Genomic DNA, 17831 nt, shown 5'->3' with positions numbered 1-17831 from the left:
CCGGTCACCTCCTCGCGACACCTTCGACGGTACGCGTGAGTGCTAGCTATTGCAAGCACTCTGCTTGCAACTATCGGGTGTGGTGGTGCTCACCGCTACCGTGGTCCCATGACGCGCTCGGCCCGGCTGCGGCGACGCCTCGTCGAGCACCTCCTCGACGAGGACGTCCTGCACGCGCCGGAATGGATCGCCGCCTTCCGCGCAGTCCCCCGCCACGTCTTCCTGCCGCGGTTCTTCGTGCCGGCGGGCGGGCTGTGGGCGGCGGTCGACCGCGGCGACCCGGGCTGGCTGGAGACGGTCTACTCCCGCGACGTGCTGGTGACGCAGCTCGACGACGACCCGGACCGCTGGGAGCTCGCCCGGCGCACCGGACCGGTGGCGGGTACGCCGACGAGCTCGTCGAGCATGCCCTCGATCATGGCGATCATGCTCGAGGAGCTGCGGGTGCGCGACGGCCAGTGCGTCCTCGAGATCGGCACCGGCACCGGGTACAACGCCGCGCTGCTGAGCCACCGCTGCGGCGCCGGCCGGGTGTCCACAGTGGACATCGATCCGGTGATCGTCGCGGCGGCGCGCGAGCGGCTGGCCGCCGCGGGCCACCACCCGGCGTGCGCGGTGGGCGACGGCGCGCTCGGCTTCCCGGCCGGGATGGTCTTCGACCGGGTGCTGTGCACCGCTTCGGTGTCGTCGATCCCGCCGGCCTGGCTGGCGCAGACCGCGCCGGGCGGGCTGATCGTCACGACGCTGAACCGCCCGATCGGCGCCGGGCTGGTCCGGCTGGTCGCCGGCGAAGACGGCACCGCGCAGGGCCGCGTCCTCGCGCGCGACGGCCGCTTCATGCCGCTGCGCGCGCACCGGCTACCGGAGACCGGCCCGCTGCCGATGCCGTCGCGCGGCGACTGGGAGCAGACGCGGCTGCCGATGTCGACGGTGCTCCAGCCCCGCAAGCAGTTCGAGTTCTTCGCGGGACTGGCGCTGCCCGGCGTCCGGCCGGTGCGCGAAGGCGGCGACGAAACGCCGGGCGTCGCGCTGGTGCACCCGGACGGCTCGTGGGTCCGCCACCGCAAGCGCGGCGGCGCCGACGAGGTCGCCCAGGGCGGCCCGCGGGCGCTGTGGGAGCTCGCCGAGGCGGCCTTCGTCGAGTGGTGCGAGCTGGGCAAGCCGGACCGCGACCGGTTCGGGGTGACGGTGACCGGCGACCGGCAGGAGTTCTGGCTGGACTCCCCGGACGGCCGCACCTGGCCGCTGGACCGAATCGACCGGCCACCCGCACCGGAGGCTGACCTCGGTCCGGCGGACTAAGGCAACCGCGCCCGGATCCACCTCTCCACGTGATCGGCCGTCGCCTCGCGGGACGCGTCCGTGGTGTCGAAGAGGTCGACGCCGAGGCCCGGGCCCGACTTCCGCAGCCAGTCGTTGAACTCCAGCATCTCTTCGATCCGCGGCTCGTCCCACTCACGCCAGGCCGGACGCGCCCGCAGCCTGACCCGCAGCGAGTCCGGCGACCCGACCAGCGCCAGGTAGTGGATGTCGCTGAAGAAGGCACGCTCCGGCAGCTGCTCGAACTCCGGCGGCGCCACCGTCCCGCACAGCACGACCGGGCGGCCGTTCTGCTGCACCATCGCCGCCATCCGCAGCCAGACCGAGCGGAACGACGTGACGTCGCCGCGCAGGGCATCGATCCAGAGGATGTCCTGCTCCAGCAGCACGACGTCACCGGCGAACCGCTCGGCCAGCAGCGGCCCCATCGTCGACTTCCCGGCGCCGCTCGGGCCGGTCAGCGCGAACAGGGGCAGCTTCCGGAACGGCCGCTCGTGCCCGCACTTCGGGCACGTGATGACGGAGCCCTCGACGACCGGGTGTTCGGCCAGCTCGCCACACGCCGCACAGATCCGCAGGTCCAGACCCATTTCAGTCGAACAGGTTCTCGAGGAAGCTGCGCTTGCGGTGCCCCTGCCCGTAGGGACGCGGCGAATCCGGGTACCCCCGGTGCGGCCGCGGCGAGTCCGGGTAGCCACCGCGGTGCGGCCGCGGCGAATCGGGGTAGCCACCGCGGTACGCCTTCGGCGAGTCCGGGTGGCCGCCGCGGTAGGGCCGCGGCGAGTCGGGACGGCCGTGGCCGCCCTGGTACGGCGGCGGCTGCTGCCGGCCGTAGAACGAGCTCTCCGCACCGACGATGGCCTCGAGCTCACCGCGGTCGAGGAAGATCCCGCGGCAGCCGTCGCACTGGTCGATGTGGATGCCGTTCTTGTCGACGGTCCGCATCTGGTTCTGACACTTCGGACAAATCACACCGCCGAGCCTACGCAAAAACGGGTCAGCAGGCGCAGAGGCAGAACGGGTGCCCGACCGGGTCGGCGTAGACGCGGAACGTCTCCGGCTTGTCGTCGAGCAGCTTCGCGCCCAACCCGAGCACGCGCTCGTGCGCCGCCTCCAGGTCCGTGACGTTCAGGTCCAGGTGCAGCTGCTGCGGGTTCTCCGCGGACGGCCACGCCGGCGGCCGGTAGTCGGGCACCCGCTGGAACGCGATGCCCGCACCACCGGCGGGATTGGCCAGCGTCACCCAGTGCCCGTCCGCGGCCACTTCGGGCGCCTCCCACTCCAGCACCGCGCGGTAGAACTCGGCCAGCGCCACCGGGTCGGGGCAGTCGAGGGCCACCACACCCAGGGTCGGTACCGCACTCATCGTCGCTCCCTTCGATCCTGAGTAATCCTGAGTAACCAGTGAAGCGATTATGTGGGTTAGTACACCCGAAGGCAACCGCCGTACACTCGGTAAGTGCACACCGACGCCTCCCTCGTGGTGGAGTTCCTCAACACGGTCAACGTCGAAGAGGGCACCGACCTGCTCGAAGATCCCGGGCAGTGGCACGAGTGGGCGGCCGCGCACGCACTGGCGGCCAATCCGGCCGGCGAGGCCCGCGCGGCGCGGGACGCCCTGCGCGCGGCGATCGGCGACCCGCGGCTGCAGGGAGAACCGCGTGTCGACGTCGGCACCCGGATCTCCCTCACCGACGACGGTCCGGCGCTCGTCGCGGACGACGTCGTGGGTGCGGTGTTCGCCGCCTGCGCGCGGCTGGTCGTGCGCGGTGACTGGATCCGGCTGAAGATCTGCCCCGCCGACACCTGCCTGTGGGCGTTCTACGACGAGTCGCGCAACCGCTCGCGGACGTGGTGCTCGATGCGCGTCTGCGGCAACCGCGAGAAGGCGCGCGGCTGGCGCGCCCGCGCCGCCGCGGGCTGAGGAGCCCTCATCCGAGCGGCGGACACTCGAACGGTTGTGGACAACTTGGGGACGATGCACCACATATCCACGCCCTGGACCGCCCTGCCCCCACACGTTGTGGACAGCCGTTAGGCCATCACCGTGAAAAGTTGTGGATAACCCGGGGGATAACTCAGCTTCCTGTGGACAACTGGTTTGAAGCTGTCCCGGGTGTGGTATATGACCAAGCTCCTCAGAACAACAGCTCCGCGACGGCGTAGATGACGAGCCCGGCGAGCGCACCCACCACCGTGCCGTTGATCCGGATGAATTGCAGGTCGCGGCCCACCTGGAGCTCGATCTTGCGGGACGTCTCCTCGGCGTCCCATCGCTCGACCGTGTCGGTGATGATCGTGGTGATCTCCCGTGAGTAGTTCTTCACGAGGTACGCCGCGGCCCCCTCGACCCAGCCGTCGGCCTTCGCGCGCAGCTGGTCGTCGGTGATCAGCCGCTGGCCGAGCGAGGTCAGCCCGAGCCGGACGCGGCGGCGCAGCTCGCTCGACGGGTCCTCGGCCGCGGTCAGCAGCATCTCCTTCGCCGTGCTCCACGCCGAGCCGATCAGCCGCTGCACCTCCTCGTGGTGCACGATCTGGCCCTTGACCTGCTCGGCGCGGGCCATCACGTCCGGGTTGCTCTGCAGGTCCTGGGCGAACTCGCCGAGGAACTTGTCCAGCGCGAGCCGCATCGGGTGGTTGACGTCGGTCTTGACCGCCCACGCGAAGGACAGCACCTCGCCGTAGACCTTGTCCGCCAGCATCTCGTCGACGAACTTCGGCGACCAGCTCGGCGCCCGGTCCGACACCACGCGCAGCATCGTCGTGTGGTTGTCGCGCACCCACTCGTAGCCGCGGTCGCACATCAGGTCCACGAGCTTGTGGTGCGCGCCGTCGGCGAACACGCCCTGCAGGATCTTGCCCAGCGGCGGGCCCCACGGCTTGTCGATGATCCGGCGCGCGACGGCCTGCTCCATGATCGCCTGGATGTCCTCGTCGCGGAGCACCTTCACCGCGGCCCGGACCGCCGTGGCCAGCTCGGACGTCACGCGCTCGGCGTTTTCCGGCTCCGCGAGCCAGCCGCCGAGCCGCTTCGCGATCTCGACGCGCTTGAGCTTGTCGCGGATGACCTCCTCGGAGAGGAAGTTCGAGCCGACGAAGTCGCCGAGGCTGTTGCCCAGCGCGTCCTTCTTGTTCGGGATGATCGCCGTGTGCGGGATCTTCAGCCCGAGCGGGTGCCGGAACAGCGCCGTGACGGCGAACCAGTCGGCCAGCGCGCCGACCATGCCGGCCTCGGCCGCGGCGCGCACGTACCCCACCCAGCCCGGCCAGCCGCTCGCCTGCGCCCAGCTGGTCAGCAGGAACACGAGCGTCGCGCCGAGCAGGAACGACAGCGCGACGAGCTTCATCTTGCGCAGCGCACGCCGCTTTTCCTCTTCACCGGCCGCGCCGCCCGGTGGGTCGGCGGGCGTCACCTTCGCGGGGGTCAGTTGCTCCACATCGCCATTGTCCGTGAGGATGGCTGATCGTGCGCGAACCTGCTCTCGTCCCCCGGCTCCGGCCGTTCACCTCGACCATCTTCGCCGAGATGACGGCGCTGGCCGTCCGGCACGACGCGGTCAACCTCGGCCAGGGCTTCCCGGACACCGACGGCCCGGACGGCATGCTCGAAGCGGCGAAGAACGCCCTGTTCGGCGGGGCGAACCAGTACCCGCCGGGGCCCGGACGGCCCGAGCTGCGGGCCGCGATCGCCCGGCACCGGCTGCGCTACGGCACCGAGTACGACCCGGACACCGAGATCCTGGTCACGGCGGGTGCGACGGAGGCCATTGCGGCAGCGTTGTTGGCCCTGACCGAGGCCGGTGACGAGGTGATCGTCATCGAGCCCTACTACGACTCCTACGCCGCCGCGGTCGCGATGGCGGGCGCCGAGCGCCGCGTCGTCGGCCTGGTCGAGGGCCCGGACGGCCGGTTCGGCCTCGACGTCGACGGCCTGCGCGCCGCCGTCACGCCGCGGACCAGGGCGATCCTGGTGAACTCGCCGCACAACCCGACCGGGACCGTGTTCACCCGCGCCGAGCTGGAGGCGCTGGCCGCGCTGTGCGTCGAACACGACCTGATCGCGATCACCGACGAGGTCTACGAGCACCTCGTCTTCGATGACGCCGAGCACATCCCGCTGGTCACGTTGCCCGGCATGCGGCCGCGGACGGTGAGCATCTCCAGCGCCGGCAAGACGTTCAACTGCACCGGCTGGAAGATCGGCTGGGTCTGCTCGACGCCGGAACTCGTCGCGGCCGTGAAAGCGGCGAAGCAGTTCATCACCTTCGTGTCGGGCGGGCCGCTGCAGCCGGCCGTCGCGCACGCGCTCGACCACGAACTGCCCTGGGTCGACGGCCTGCGCGAGACGCTGCAGGAGAAGCGCGACCGGCTTTCGGCCGGCCTCGCCGACGCCGGGTTCGCCGTCCGGCCGACGGCGGGCACGTACTTCGTCTGCGTCGACGTCCGGCCGCTCGGCTTCACCGACGCCGCCGATCTGGCCTGGGAACTGCCGGGCCGGGTCGGGGTGGCCGCGGTGCCGGTCAAGGTGTTCACCGATCACCCGGACGAGTGGAACCACCTGCTGCGTTTCGCGTTCTGCAAGCGCAACGAGGTCATCGACGAGGCCATCACCCGATTGCGCAAACTGGTCTGATCACCGCGACCCGGCTGAGTAGACGTCCTTCACGGCCGTTCGGGCGGGGCATCGGGCGCGGGTGCGGTCTCGGCCGGCGCGCCGGGACGGGCCGGCCGTCCACCTTTTGCCGCTCCGGGCCATCACTCTCCGCGATGACGAAACGACCGCTTCCGCGACGGCCACGACCCGCACCGCGAGCTCCCCGCCGCGGGGCTCCGCCTGGCGAGGGCCGGCCACACCGGACGTCCCGCGGGGCGGCCGGCCGGGGTCGCCGCGATCACGGACCGCAGCCGGATCCCGGACCGGTTCGAGCCACGCGGTTTCGGCGCAGGGCAAGCGAAGCCGCGCGGGGGAGCCCGTTCGGCCCAGCAGCCGTCGGCGTTCCGGGTGGAATTCCGGTCGCTCGGCCGAAACCGCGGCGTGCGCACCGAGCGGAACCGACTCGACACAAAGCGCGTCCGGACGCCGGGAAACATCAGGTCAGCGCCGAACCTGCAAATTGCAGAACTCGTCCGAATGGCCGTAAGCGCACACCCGAACGGCACTGAGAGTGATCAACTCGTTAGCCGCACATACCTTGCCCGGCAGGGCTGCTCGGCCTTGCGGGCTGGATCGAACGCGGGAGAGATGAAAGACTCCGAGCGGTGCTAGAACGAGTGCAGCCCCGGGGGAACTGCGACCTGGCCGGAGAAAGACCCCAGCAACAACAGGCTCGAGCGGAAATCGCGGAAGCCGCAGGCGCGGACGGTGGTGGTGGCGGTGAGCAGCACGGCGGACGCGCGCCGCGACGCTCCCGTGCGGCCTGCGCTCACCCTGGGAACTCGCCTTCGACCTGCGCGCACGCCGGGCACTCGGCCGGTTCCCACGCCGAATAAAACGGAAGCCGCGTACGCGCGCACACGTGCGCCGCGCCCGTGGACGGCCTCGCTGCAGCGGCCCGCCGCCAAGATCCTGGTCGCCGGCGGCCTGACCTTCGCGGGCTGGCTGCTCGGCGCCGCGCTGTCCGGCAGCACCGCATCGGCGGCCGACCGGCCGGCGTGCCCCGAAGCGCCCGTGGTTTCCACTGTGGACCACGCCGCGAAGCCGTTCTGGCACGCCCGGCACCGCAACAGCCACCACCAGACCGGCGCCGCCACCTGCGCGCTGCAGCCGAAGACCGACAGCACCGAACCGGCCCCGGCGGACGAGACGCAGGCGGACGAGGCGCCGACCGCGGCCGAGACCACAAAGGACAGCTCGGCCGACGGACAGCCGGCGGACACCACGCCGGAGAGCGAGCCCGTCAGCGAGCCGACGGCCGCCACGCCGGACAGCGAGCCGGTCGCCTCGGAAAGCTCTTCCACCGAGGAGCCCGCCGCCACGACGCCGGACAGCTCGACCCCCGCCGAGACCGCGGCCACCACCAAGCCGAAGACCAAGGCGACCTCCGAGGACAGCTCGACCGCCGAAGCACCGAAGGCCACCTCCTCCAGCGGGAACCTGCTCGGCAACCTCGTCGGCGGCACGCTGGACGCCGTCAGCAGTGCGACCACAAAGGACATCGCCGACGAGCCTGCCGCGCCCGCCAAGACCACCACGGCCTCCGGCGGCGACCTGCTCGGCGGCCTCCTCGGTGGCGTCCTGGACGTGGTCGGCGGAACGCTCTCCACCGTCACGGGCACCGTCGGCGCCGTCACGGACACGCTTTCCCACACCGTGCTCGCGCCGCTCACCCAGCCGCTCGCGGGCCACCCCGGTGCACCCGTGCTGCTGCCCCTCGACGACCTCCTGGGCCCGGTGTTCAGCGGCGGCTCGAACTCCGGCGGCGTCATCGCGGTCGTACCCGGCGTGACGGCGACCGTCGTCACCCAAACCCAAGCCCAGGCACCGGCCACGGTGCTCGAGACCGTCCCGGCCGCGGTTCCGACGACGGCCGACCCGCAGCAGCAGACCACCCGGGTCGCGGTCGCGCGCCTCGTCGTTCGGCACGCGGAGTCGCTGCCGGCGGCCCACGAGCAGCCGCGCGACTCCGGCACCCACGCCACGGGCGGCGGCGGCGACTCCACGCCCGGCCTGCCCGGCGGCACCACCGCGCCGAGCGCGCCGGCCCCCACCGCGGCCCCGGGCCACGACGGCCCCGGCGGCGCCCGCCACGCGTTCGCCGTCCACACCGACGACGTCACCACCACGCAGCTCAAGCTGATGGGCACCAGCCGCGACCACGAAGTCGACGGCGCGGGCAGGGAAGCCGCCCTGCCCACCACCTCCCCCGACTGACCCCCGACCGGGCAGCCGGGGACAAGTGCGTCCAAATCAAGATCATCAAGGCGCACCCGCACGCCGTTGAGGCGTGACGTTTCCCCTGCTCCAGTACGTGATCCGTGGCTCTTTCACGTCTCGCGACGCCTTGCCGCGTCCGACGTACCCCCAGGGGCGAAACCCATGCGAAACCACAGTCTTTCCGACCGGCCGACCGCGCCCGGCCGGGTCGGATCCCGGTCCCGGCGCCGCGCTGCCCCCGCGGCGCCGGGACCCACACCGGGTGCGCTCCGGGAGCCCTTGCTCACCGCGCCGAGCGAGGACTCGCAGTACCGCGAGCGCACCTGAGCCGCCGGCTTCCCGGCACGTCGAGGGGCTGTGCCGGGAAGCCAGCGGTACCCGCGAACGGGGTCACGTCCGTGAGCGGGTGTGTGGAACACGAACCGGTGCGCTGGATGCACATGAACGCCGCCCATCCCTGGGAGCGGGCTCGCATCCAGCGCACCGGTTCGTTCATGCGATGGGCGCGTCCAGGGAAGCCGGGGTGCCGCGGACCGACGCTTCGGCCGCGCTCAGCCGCCGGACCGCTTCGTCGATCCGGTCCGGTGGCAGCGAGAACGGCAGCCGGATCCAGCGCTCAAGCCCGCCGTGGACGCCGAAGCGCGAGCCCGGCGCCACCTGGACGCCGTGGCTCGCCGCCGCCACCGCCAGGCGCGAGCTCACCGGCTCCGGCATGCGGCACCACAGCGAGAGGCCGCCGTCCGGCAGCGTGAACGTCCAGTCCGGGAGGTGCCGGTGCACGGCGGCGGCCAGCGCGTCGCGGTAGCCGCGCAGCTCCTCGCGCCGGCGGCCCAACAAGGTTTCGTCGGCCATCAGCTCGGTCAGCACGAGCTGCTCGAACACCGGCGACCCGAGGTCGACCGCGTAGCGCGCCGAAACCAGCCGGCCGAGCAGGTCCTCCGACGCGCGGATCCAGCCGAGCCGCAGCCCGCCCCAGTGCGTTTTCGACGCCGAGCCGACGCAGATGGCCAGGTCGCCGGCGAACGCGGCCAGCGGCGGCGGCCCGTGCAGGGGATCGCCCTCCAGGTCCAGCTCGACGAGCGTCTCGTCCACCACGACCGGCGTCCGGGCGCGGGCCAGCACGGTCCCGAGCCGGGAGCGGCCTTCGGCGTCCAGCCGCAGGCCGGTCGGGTTCTGGAAGTCGACGACGAGGTAGGCGAACCGCGGGGACGCCTGGCGCAGCGCCGCGTCGACACCGGCGATGTCCCACCCGCGCGCGCCGCTCGGGTCGAGCGCCACCGGCACCGGGATCGCGTGCGCGGCGCGAATCGCCTCCAAGGCGTTCGGGTACGTCGGCTGCTCCACCAGCACGCGGTCGCCGGGGCCGGCGAGCATCCGCAGGACCAGGACGAACGCGTGGTGTGCGCCGTTGGTGACCATCACCTGCGCCGGCGTCGTCGGCAACCCGCGCTCGGTGTAGCGCCGCGCGATCCGCTCCCGCAGGCCGGGCAGGCCGCGCTCCTGGTAGCCGTGGTCGCCCAGGTGGTCGGCGAGCCGGACGCGGGCCGCGTCGACCGCCGCGGCCGTGCCCGGGATGGCCGGCGAGGACGCGTGGGTGAAGTCGATCGAGCCGTCACCCACCGGCGCCAGCGGACCGCGGCGGCGCCGTCCGGGCGCGGCGATCCACGACCCCGCGCCGCGGCGGCTCGCGACGAACCCGTTCTCCCGCAACCGGTCCAGCGCCGCGCCGATCAGCGTCCGGCTGGCGCCGAGCGCGTCGGCCAGCTCACGCTCGGCGGGGAGCCGGGTGCCGAGCGGGAGCTGGCCGTCCAGCACCTGCAGCTCGATGGCCGCGGCCAGGTCGGCCGCTCCCTGCCGGGAGCCGCCTTGCCGCCACGAGCCCAGCATAACGGCCAATCGAGGCCCGGAAATACGTCCACCTACCGGGAGCACGGCTTCCATAAGGCCAATATCCTGGAATTGGCTATGGTTTACAAGGCCACTTCCCGGCGATAGTGGAGACGTGGCTCAGACCGACCTCCGGCCCGTCCGGATCTCCCGTGACCCCGCCCGCCGCAGCGTCCAGCTGCTCGCGGGCCTCGCCCTCTACGGCACCAGCGTCGCCCTCGTCACCCGCGCCGGCCTCGGCCTGGAGCCGTGGAGCGTGCTGGCCGAAGGCGTCCTGAAGCACACCGGCCTGACGTTCGGCACGGTCACCGGCCTGATCTCGGTGGCCGTGCTGCTGCTGTGGATCCCGCTGCGCCAGCGGCCCGGCATCGGCACCATCGCGAACGTCGTGATCATTTCGGTCATGGTCGACGTCGTCCGCGCGGTACTCCCGGACCAGCACGACCTGGTGTGGCAGATCGTGCTGCTGGCCGGCGGGGTGGCGCTCAACGGCGTCGCGACCGCCACCTACGTCGGCGCCCGGCTGGGCCCCGGCCCCCGCGACGGCCTGATGACCGGGCTCGCCGGGCGCACCGGCTGGTCGGTCCGCCTGGTGCGCACCGGCATCGAGGTCACCGTGGTCGCGGCCGGTTTCCTGCTCGGCGGGACCGTCGGGATCGGCACCGTGCTCTACGCCCTCGCCATCGGCCCGCTCACCCAGGCACTGCTGCCTTGGACCACCTGGCGGGAACAGCAGGAGCCCCAGCAGGGTCACTAACCCGCCTTGCGCTGCTGCACGGCCCGGCGCAGCGTCTGGTAGTCGGCGCCGCGCCGGGCGAGCAGGTCGTCGGTGCCGCGCTGCTGGGCCAGCGCGAGCAGGATGTGTTCCTGGCCGAGGTGCTTGTCGCCCAGCCGGACGGCTTCCTTGAGGCTCAGCTCCAGCGTCTTCTTCGATTGTGCGGTGAAGGGGATGTGCCCGCGCTTGGCCGGGCCGAGCCGTCCGGACAGGGCGCCTTCGCCGTGGGTCTGCTCGACGCGCTCGACGATCTGCTCGACGTCGATGCCGAACTCGGTGAGCGCCTCGGCGTCGGCGTCGCTCACCCCGCCGCGGCGGCGGGTGCGGGCCAGTTCGGCCGCGATGTCGTCGGTGGACACGCCCAGCTCGGCGAGCACCTGGACGCCGGTCTTCACCAGCCCGGCGAGCAGGTGGGCCGGGCCGATCTCCACCGAGCCGGACTCGCGTGCCACGATCTGCGCCTCGACCACCGCCATCCGCGCGTCGGTCGTGAACCTCTCGAACATCAGTGCCTCCCGTACTTCTTGTGCACGGCCTGCCGGCTGACCCCCAGCTCGGCGGCGATTTCCTGCCACGACCAGCCGTGCACCCGCGCGCTGCGGACCTGCACGGCCTCCAGTTGTTCCAGCAGCCGCCGGAGCGCGGCGACCGCGCGCAGCCCCACCCGGGGATCGCGATCACCCGCTCGGGCGGCCAAATCCGTCGCTTCCGTCATGCTTGTCAACCTACGTTGACATCTCGCGCCTGTCAACCGGAGTTGACACGTTCAGCGCGAAGCCCCGGGAGGGGCGACGTACAGTCGGGTGATGCCCGAGATCGCGATCGCCGAGCGGGCCGGGGTGGGCGCCGACGGCCACCCACGCCCCACCGAGGACCACGTCGTCGTGCTGGACAACGCGGTCCTGGTCCTCGACGGCGCCACCTCGTCGGACCCCGCGCAACCCCCGGGCGGCTGGTACGCCGAACGGCTGGCCCGGCGCCTCGCCGATGACCTCCGCGCGGCCCCGGACGCCGACCTGACCGAGGTCCTGACCAGCGCGATCGCCGCGGTCACGGCGGAACACCGGCTGCAGCCGCAGTGCTCGCCGTCGAGCACGGTCGCGGCCGTGCGCTGGCTCGAAGACCGCGTCGACGCACTCGTGCTGGCCGACAGCCCGGTGGTCGGCTTCGGCGGCTTCGGGATCGACGTCGTCTCGGACGACCGGCTCGCCCGGCTGCGGCGGCGCGGGATGCTCCAGACCGGCGCGGACGTCCGGCGCCGGCGCAACGCCCACGACGGCTTTTGGGTGGCCGAAGCCGACCCGGGCGCCGCGGCGCACTCGGTCCGGCGCAGCTGGCCGCGGGCCGACGTCGACGCGGTGCTGCTCGCCAGCGACGGCGTGTCCGTCGGCGTCGACCAGTACCAGCTCTTCGACTGGCGTGAGGTCCTGGCGGTCACCCGCGCCGACGGGCCCGACGCCGTGCTGGACGCCGTCCGCACCGCCGAGAAGCAGGATCCGGACGGCGAACGCTGGCCCCGGCCGAAGCGGCACGACGACCAGGCGCTCGTCCTGGTGGATTTCAATCAGGGGGTTATTCAGGGTCTTCCCTGATCACGGGGGTCGCGTTTCCCGAGACCCTGGATGCATGGGGACGGAAGCGGGGAAGCGCACGAGACCGTGGCGGCTCGTTGCGCTGGGCGCGATCGGGTGGGGCCTGTTCACCGCCGTGGTGCTGCACGTGGTCAGCTCGCGCAACCCGGTGTACGACACGTTGTCGAGCTACACGGTGACCGACCGCGGCGAAGGGATGCTCGCGGCGAGCCTGTTTTCACTGGCCGTCGGGTCGCTCGGGGTGCTCGGTGCCCTGCAGGTCGCCGGCGTGCCGCTGTCGCGGACGACCCGGCTGCTGCTCGCGTTGTGGGCGCTCGGGCTGGCCGCGGCCGCGATCTTCCCGGCGAGCTACCCCGAAGCGCCGGACCCGGTGAGCGGCGAGATCCACCTCTACGCATGCCTGGTCGCGTTCTGCAGCCTGCCCGGCGGGGCGATCTCGATGCTGGAGCCGCTGCGGGACCGGCCGGAGCGGGTGGCGCTGGTCCGGGCGATCCGGCTGACCGCGGGGGCGTTCGCGCTCTTCGCCCTGAGTTTCGTGTTCGTGCGGCTGAGCGAGGCCGGCGTGACGCCGTTCCGCGCGATCTCCGACGCCTTCCCCATCGGCGTCATGCAGCGGCTGCTGCTGCTCGCCGACGTCGTGCTGCTGGGCACGCTGCTGTGGCTGGCGACCCGGCTGGAATCAGCCTTCGACGGCCGCCGCGAATTCGGGCGCGTAGCCGTACAGGCCGGGCATGCCGCCGGTGTGCAGGAACACCACGTGGTCGTCCGGGGCGAAGTGGGCCGCCCATTCGATCAGCGCGGCGGCCACTTTGCCGGTGTAGACCGGATCGAGCACCACGCCCTCGGTGCGGCCGAAAAGCCGTAGGGCGTTCCAGACCGCGTCGGTCGGGATGCCGTAACCGGGGCCGAGCGTGGAATCGCCCATCCTCGTGTGCGCGAGCGACGGCGGTTCGACGCCGAGGAGCTTGGCTGCGCCGTCGACGAGGTCGCGGAGGTTCTCCGTGGCCTCGTCGAGCGGATGGCTGACGCAGGCGATGCCGACGCCGAGGTTCTTGAGCAGCGCGGTCGCCAGTGCCACCCCCGCCGCCGTGCCGCCGCTGGCGTGCGGGACGACGAGGTGGGCCCGCTCGATACCGCGTTCTTCCAGCTGCTTCGCGAGCTCGTAGGTGGCTCGGACGTAGCCGAGAGCGCCGAGGTCGTTGGAGCCGCCGACCGGGATCGTGGCCACCTTCCGGCCGTCGGCGGCGGCTTCGGCGACCAGGCGGTCGTAGGTGCGGCCGGTCTCCTCGCCGTCGGCGCAGACGTGGACGGTCGCGCCGAAGAGCCGGTCGAGGGGGAGGTTGCCGCCGCGTTCGTACGCCTCGCCGTCGTGCGGGACCTTGGCGGTGAGCACGAGTTCGCAGCGCAGGCCGAGCTTCGCGCACGCGGCGGCGGTCTGGCGGCCGTGGTTGGTCTGGAGCGCGCCGAAGGTGATCACAGTGTCCGCGCCGGCTTCCCGGGCCGCACCCAGGTGGTATTCGAGCTTGCGGAGCTTGTTGCCCCCGGCGCCGAGCGGGTGCACGTCGTCGCGCTTGAGCAGGAGGTTCGGCAGGCCGAGGGCTTCGCCGAGCCGAGGCGCCTCGTGCAGCGGGGTCGGCCAGCCGCCCAGGTCGACGCGGGGGATCGCGGCCAGCGCGGCGTCGGGGAATCCGGCGAAGTCGAACGTCATCGGCCCTCCAGGCTCGGCTTCTAACCACTATAGGGAGTTAAGCACCGCGAAGCGGAGTTCGGTGACCGGCCCGACCTCGCGCACGCCGATGCGGCGCAGCGCGACGCCGTCGAGATCGGGGTCGCCGAACAACGGCAGTCCGGCACCCAGCAGCACCGGGGCGATCAAGACGTGCAGCTCGTCGGCCACCCGGGCGTGCACCGCCTGCCGGACCACGCTCGCGCCGATCACCTTGACCGCCCGGTCCCCCGCGGCCGCCTTGGCCTGCTCGACCGCCGAAGCGACCCCGTCGGTCACGAAGGTGAAGGTGAGGTTCTCGTCCTGGGCGGGCAGCACGGCCGGCGGGGTGTGCGTGACGACGAAGATCGGGACCTGGAACTCGTAGTTGCCGACGTACCAGTCCGGGTCTTCGGCCATCGCGTACGACCGGCGCCCGAGGACGACCGCGCCCGTCTCCCGGATCAGGTCGGTCATCCACTCGCTGCCGCCGGACGCGGCGGGGTCGGACAGCGGGGCCGTGCCGCCGTGGCGATCGGCGACGAAACCGTCCAGCGACATGCTCATGCCCGCGTGCACCGTGGCCATGGGTTCTCCTCACGTAGTCGTTGGACGGGTAGACGTCCGGCCGGGGGAAAGCTCATCGGAGGTAGCCGAAGACCGTCGGTATCCGGTAACGTTCGTTCGAACGAACGAGAACCTCCGGGGGCCCGCCATGACCGCTACGAGCCTTGATTTCACCGGCCTCGCCGCCCAGGCCGCGCAACTCGCCGCGGGGGAGATCACCTCCGCCGAGCTCACCGCGGCCGCGCTCGGGCGCGCGCACGCGAGCCAGGCCACGCTCAACGCGTTCCGGTACCTGCGCGACGACGAAGCCCTCGCCGAAGCCGCGGACGCGGATCGGCGCTTGGCGGCCGGCGACCGCGCTCCCCTGCTCGGCGTGCCGCTCGCGATCAAGGACGACGTCGACCTGACCGGCCTGCCCACCGCGTTCGGCTGCGCCGGCGAATTCCCGTGCGCGACGGCCGACGCGCCCGCCGTCGCGCTGCTGCGCGAAGCCGGAGCTGTGATCATCGGCAAGACGAACACCCCCGAGCTGGGCCAGTGGCCGTTCACCGAGGGCCCGGCCTTCGGCGTGACGCGCAACCCGTGGCACCCCGGCCACACCCCCGGGGGTTCTTCGGGCGGGAGCGCGGCCGCGGTGGCGTCGGGGGTCATCGCGGCCGCGCTCGGGTCCGACGGCGCCGGCTCGGTGCGCATCCCGGCCGCGTGGACCGGGCTCGTCGGCATCAAGACCCAGCGCGGCCGGATCCCCACCGGCGGCGAGCTGTTCCACGGCCTCACCGTGCTCGGCCCGCTGGCCCGCACGACCGAAGACGCCGCCCTGCTGCTCGACGCCGCGGCGGGGACACCCGGGGTGTTCCGCGCGGCTGCCGCGCGCGAGCCCGGCAAGCTGCGGATCGGGCTGTCGACGCGGATCCCGTTCACCGCCACCAAGACCCGGCTCGACCCGGTCGTCGAAGCGAACGTCCGGCGGCTCGCCGAGTCCCTCGCCGGGCTGGGCCACGAGATCGTCGAGGTCGAGCCGGACTACGGACTGATCGGGCTGACGTTCCTGCCGCGTTCGCTCACCGGCGTCCGCGACTGGACGCTGCGGGTGCCCGACCGCACCGGGCTCGACCCGCGCACGCGCAGCAACGCCGGCCACGGCCGTCTCCTGGCCGGGCCCGCGCTGCGGCTCGCCCGCGCCCTCGAGCCGGGCCTGCACCGGCGGATCGGCTCGGTGTTCGGCCGCGTCGACGTGCTGCTGACGCCGACCACCGCGACCCCGCCACCGCCGGTCGGCACGTTCGACGGGCTGTCGGGGTGGGAGACCGACCAGGCCATGATCGCCGCCTGCCCGTACGCTTGGCCGTGGAACGTGCTGGGCTGGCCGGGGGTCAACGTCCCGGCCGGGCTCACGGCCGACGGGCTCCCGCTCGGGGCGCAGCTGCTCGGCCCGTCGCACGCCGAGGAGCGGCTGATTTCGCTTGCCGCGCAACTGGAAGAGGTCGAACGGTGGCCGGAGCGGCATCCCGCGACAAGCTGGTGAGCACCCGGGACGCCATCCTGCGCGGCGCGCTGACCGTCGTCGGCGAACACGGGGTCGGCGGGCTGACGAACCGCCGGATCGTCGCTGCCGCCGGCGTCTCGCTCGGCACGCTGACCTACCACTTCGCGAGCCAGACGGCGCTGCTGCGCGAGGCGATGCTGCTGTTCGCCGAGGAGGAGACGGCGAAGCTCGGCGCGATCGTCGACGACTACCGGGAGAAGGGGCTCAGTGTCGAGCAGGCGGCCTCGGTCGTCGAGCACGTCATCGCGCAGCTGCCGTTCGGCGCCGACGAGCTCGGGGCGCACGAGCTGTACCTCCAGTCCGCCCGCGATCCCGAGCTGCACGAAGCTTCTTCGCGCTGCTTCGCGGCGTACGACGAGCTGGCCGTGACGATCTTGGAAGCGCTGGGCGTGCCGGAGCCGCGGCGGCTGGCCGGTCCGGTGGTGGCGCTGATCGCGGGGTTGCAACTGCGGCGGCTGGCGACCGGCGAGACGGACACGCCAGTGGCCGAGCCCCTGATGATGCTGCTCCGCGGAGCTTGATGGCGCGGCCGATCGTCCGCGGGACGGCGGCGTGGAAGTACTTCGGCGACTTCCGCGACGGGCTGCTGGCGGAGCAGGTCCTGGTGCTGCAGGTGGCGCACCCGGTCGTCGCGGCGGGCGTGCGGGATCATTCGGACTACACATCGGATCCGTGGACGCGGCTGATGCGGACGGTCGCGTCGCTGTCGATCTACGTCTACGGCGGTGCGGCCGGTGCGCGAGTGGAAGCCGCGCGGCTGCGCGCGTTGCACCGGACGTTCACGGGCGTTGCGGACGGGCGGCGCTACAGCGCGCTCGATCCCGCGGCGTATGCGTGGGTGCACGCGACGCTGGTGAAGGCACCGGTTGACGCACAACGGTTATTCGGGAAACCATTGTCCACATCGGAGCTTTCGGAGTATTACGCGCAGATGCGCGACATCGGGCTGGTGCTCGGCGTCCGGGAGCGGGATCTGCCGCGGGATTGGGCGGCGTTCGAGCGGTACTACGACGCGATGGTGGCGGGTTTCGGGGTGAACCCGGCCATCGACCAGCTCTTCGAGACGATCCGGACGGCGCCGAAGCCGGTTAAGGGGCTGCCGGATGCGTGGTGGCGGCGCTTGCAGCGGGAGCACCTGTTCCTGGTACGGGCCACTTTGCCGCCTTCGTTGCGAGCGACGCTCGGTCTGCCGTGGACAGACGTGGACCAGCGACGTTTCACGCGGTTCGCGGCGGGTGTCCGGATCGCGAGCAGGCCGATCCCGGCGTGGGCGCGGACGGCACCCATGCGGTGGGTCGGGAAGCTCAACGTGTGGCTGCGCGCGCACCCGAAGGTGTATCGGGCGTTGGTCCGCGGCGACGGGCCGGGTGCGCGGCCTGACCTCTGACCACGGCCGAGGGCGAGAAGCGTGGTTGCAGGCGCATCTCACGTGACCAGAAGCGCAACTCGCGTGATTCGAGGCGTAACTCGCGTGATTGGGGAGCGATCTCGCGTGATTGGAGGCGTAACTCACGTGATTGAGGGGTCAACTCGCGTGACTGAAGGGACGACACGCGTACCTGGAC

General features: G+C 72.3%; 18 protein-coding genes and 1 pseudogene. 10 read left to right on the top strand and 9 right to left on the bottom strand.

The window, feature by feature from the left end; translation table 11 throughout:
• Positions 1 to 108: 108 nt before the first annotated feature.
• Complete coding sequence (locus QRY02_RS39715) at positions 109 to 1302, top strand: methyltransferase domain-containing protein (RefSeq protein WP_285987870.1); 1194 nt, start codon at positions 109 to 111, stop codon at positions 1300 to 1302.
• Here QRY02_RS39715 and QRY02_RS39710 read toward each other — a convergent pair.
• The 3 genes from QRY02_RS39710 to QRY02_RS39700 are packed head-to-tail and all read right to left on the bottom strand — an operon-like array spanning position 1299 to position 2686.
• Positions 1299 to 1910 carry a nucleoside kinase gene (locus QRY02_RS39710; protein ID WP_285987869.1) on the bottom strand — a complete coding sequence of 204 codons (612 nt, stop codon included), beginning with the start codon at positions 1908 to 1910 and terminating at the stop codon, positions 1299 to 1301. The genes QRY02_RS39715 and QRY02_RS39710 overlap by 4 nt on opposite strands.
• 1 nt (position 1911) lies before the next feature.
• Positions 1912 to 2310 carry a TFIIB-type zinc ribbon-containing protein gene (locus QRY02_RS39705; RefSeq protein WP_285987868.1) on the bottom strand — a complete coding sequence of 133 codons (399 nt, stop codon included), beginning with the start codon at positions 2308 to 2310 and terminating at the stop codon, positions 1912 to 1914.
• 7 nt (positions 2311 to 2317) lie between these two features.
• Positions 2318 to 2686 carry a VOC family protein gene (locus QRY02_RS39700; RefSeq protein ID WP_285987867.1) on the bottom strand — a complete coding sequence of 123 codons (369 nt, stop codon included), beginning with the start codon at positions 2684 to 2686 and terminating at the stop codon, positions 2318 to 2320.
• 93 nt (positions 2687 to 2779) lie between these two features.
• On the opposite strand from QRY02_RS39700, the gene QRY02_RS39695 reads away from it, so the two are divergent.
• A complete protein-coding gene (locus QRY02_RS39695) occupies positions 2780 to 3244 on the top strand; it encodes a CGNR zinc finger domain-containing protein (RefSeq protein WP_285987866.1) in 465 nt (154 codons plus the stop codon).
• Positions 3245 to 3458: 214 nt separating this feature from the next.
• On the opposite strand, the gene QRY02_RS39690 is transcribed toward QRY02_RS39695, so the two are convergent.
• Positions 3459 to 4757: a DUF445 domain-containing protein gene (locus QRY02_RS39690; protein WP_285987865.1), complete on the bottom strand. Its 1299-nt coding sequence runs from the start codon at positions 4755 to 4757 to the stop codon at positions 3459 to 3461.
• Positions 4758 to 4786: 29 nt separating this feature from the next.
• On the opposite strand from QRY02_RS39690, the gene QRY02_RS39685 reads away from it, so the two are divergent.
• Both QRY02_RS39685 and QRY02_RS39680 read left to right on the top strand, forming a co-directional pair.
• Positions 4787 to 5953 carry a pyridoxal phosphate-dependent aminotransferase gene (locus QRY02_RS39685; RefSeq protein WP_285987864.1) on the top strand — a complete coding sequence of 389 codons (1167 nt, stop codon included), beginning with the start codon at positions 4787 to 4789 and terminating at the stop codon, positions 5951 to 5953.
• A 1035-nt stretch (positions 5954 to 6988) separates the two neighbouring features.
• Entirely contained in the window at positions 6989 to 8191 is a 1203-nt protein-coding gene (locus QRY02_RS39680; RefSeq protein WP_285987863.1) for a prolipoprotein diacylglyceryl transferase, read from the top strand.
• Positions 8192 to 8686: 495 nt separating this feature from the next.
• Here QRY02_RS39680 and yczR read toward each other — a convergent pair whose 3' ends face one another.
• Complete coding sequence (yczR, locus tag QRY02_RS39675) at positions 8687 to 10135, bottom strand: MocR-like transcription factor YczR (RefSeq protein WP_285987862.1); 1449 nt, start codon at positions 10133 to 10135, stop codon at positions 8687 to 8689.
• 61 nt (positions 10136 to 10196) lie between these two features.
• Here yczR and yczE point away from each other — a divergent pair, with 61 nt between their 5' ends.
• Positions 10197 to 10838, top strand: a complete 642-nt coding sequence (gene yczE / locus QRY02_RS39670) for a membrane protein YczE (protein ID WP_285987861.1) — start codon at positions 10197 to 10199, stop codon at positions 10836 to 10838.
• Here yczE and QRY02_RS39665 read toward each other — a convergent pair.
• Complete coding sequence (locus tag QRY02_RS39665; protein WP_285987860.1) at positions 10835 to 11362, bottom strand: Clp protease N-terminal domain-containing protein; 528 nt, start codon at positions 11360 to 11362, stop codon at positions 10835 to 10837. The two genes, yczE and QRY02_RS39665, sit on opposite strands and share 4 nt — an antisense overlap.
• Complete coding sequence (locus QRY02_RS39660; protein ID WP_004559389.1) at positions 11362 to 11571, bottom strand: sigma factor-like helix-turn-helix DNA-binding protein; 210 nt, start codon at positions 11569 to 11571, stop codon at positions 11362 to 11364. Before QRY02_RS39660 ends, QRY02_RS39665 begins: the two co-directional genes overlap by 1 nt.
• A gap of 91 nt (positions 11572 to 11662) precedes the next feature.
• On the opposite strand from QRY02_RS39660, the gene QRY02_RS39655 reads away from it, so the two are divergent.
• Both QRY02_RS39655 and QRY02_RS39650 read left to right on the top strand, forming a co-directional pair.
• Positions 11663 to 12448: a protein phosphatase 2C domain-containing protein gene (locus QRY02_RS39655; protein WP_285987859.1), complete on the top strand. Its 786-nt coding sequence runs from the start codon at positions 11663 to 11665 to the stop codon at positions 12446 to 12448.
• A gap of 34 nt (positions 12449 to 12482) precedes the next feature.
• Positions 12483 to 13049 (top strand): annotated as a pseudogene (locus tag QRY02_RS39650) (DUF998 domain-containing protein); the annotation flags it as partial.
• A gap of 78 nt (positions 13050 to 13127) precedes the next feature.
• Here the strand turns inward: QRY02_RS39650 and QRY02_RS39645 are convergent.
• A complete protein-coding gene (locus QRY02_RS39645) occupies positions 13128 to 14156 on the bottom strand; it encodes a D-cysteine desulfhydrase family protein (protein ID WP_285987858.1) in 1029 nt (342 codons plus the stop codon).
• A 27-nt stretch (positions 14157 to 14183) separates the two neighbouring features.
• On the bottom strand, positions 14184 to 14741 hold the full coding sequence (locus QRY02_RS39640) for a dihydrofolate reductase family protein (RefSeq protein WP_285987857.1): 558 nt from the start codon (positions 14739 to 14741) through the stop codon (positions 14184 to 14186).
• Between the two features lie 127 nt (positions 14742 to 14868).
• Between QRY02_RS39640 and QRY02_RS39635 the strand changes: the two genes are divergently transcribed.
• From QRY02_RS39635 to QRY02_RS39625, 3 genes are read left to right on the top strand one after another with little or no spacing between them, the layout of a single operon-like run.
• Positions 14869 to 16245 (top strand): amidase, encoded by a 1377-nt coding sequence (locus tag QRY02_RS39635; protein ID WP_285987856.1) that lies wholly within the window; start codon positions 14869 to 14871, stop codon positions 16243 to 16245.
• On the top strand, positions 16212 to 16787 hold the full coding sequence (locus QRY02_RS39630) for a TetR/AcrR family transcriptional regulator (protein WP_285987855.1): 576 nt from the start codon (positions 16212 to 16214) through the stop codon (positions 16785 to 16787). The genes QRY02_RS39635 and QRY02_RS39630 overlap by 34 nt, the downstream gene beginning before the upstream one ends.
• The gene (locus QRY02_RS39625; protein ID WP_285987854.1) at positions 16787 to 17653 is read left to right on the top strand and encodes an oxygenase MpaB family protein; all 867 of its coding nucleotides are present in this window, start codon (positions 16787 to 16789) and stop codon (positions 17651 to 17653) included. The genes QRY02_RS39630 and QRY02_RS39625 overlap by 1 nt, the downstream gene beginning before the upstream one ends.
• Positions 17654 to 17831 lie beyond the last annotated feature (178 nt).

Origin of the sequence: Amycolatopsis sp. DG1A-15b (genome assembly GCF_030285645.1) — a bacterium.
GTDB lineage: Bacteria > Actinomycetota > Actinomycetes > Mycobacteriales > Pseudonocardiaceae > Amycolatopsis.
Note: the sequence above shows the minus strand (reverse complement) of the source record. Positions and strands in the feature narration are given on the sequence as shown.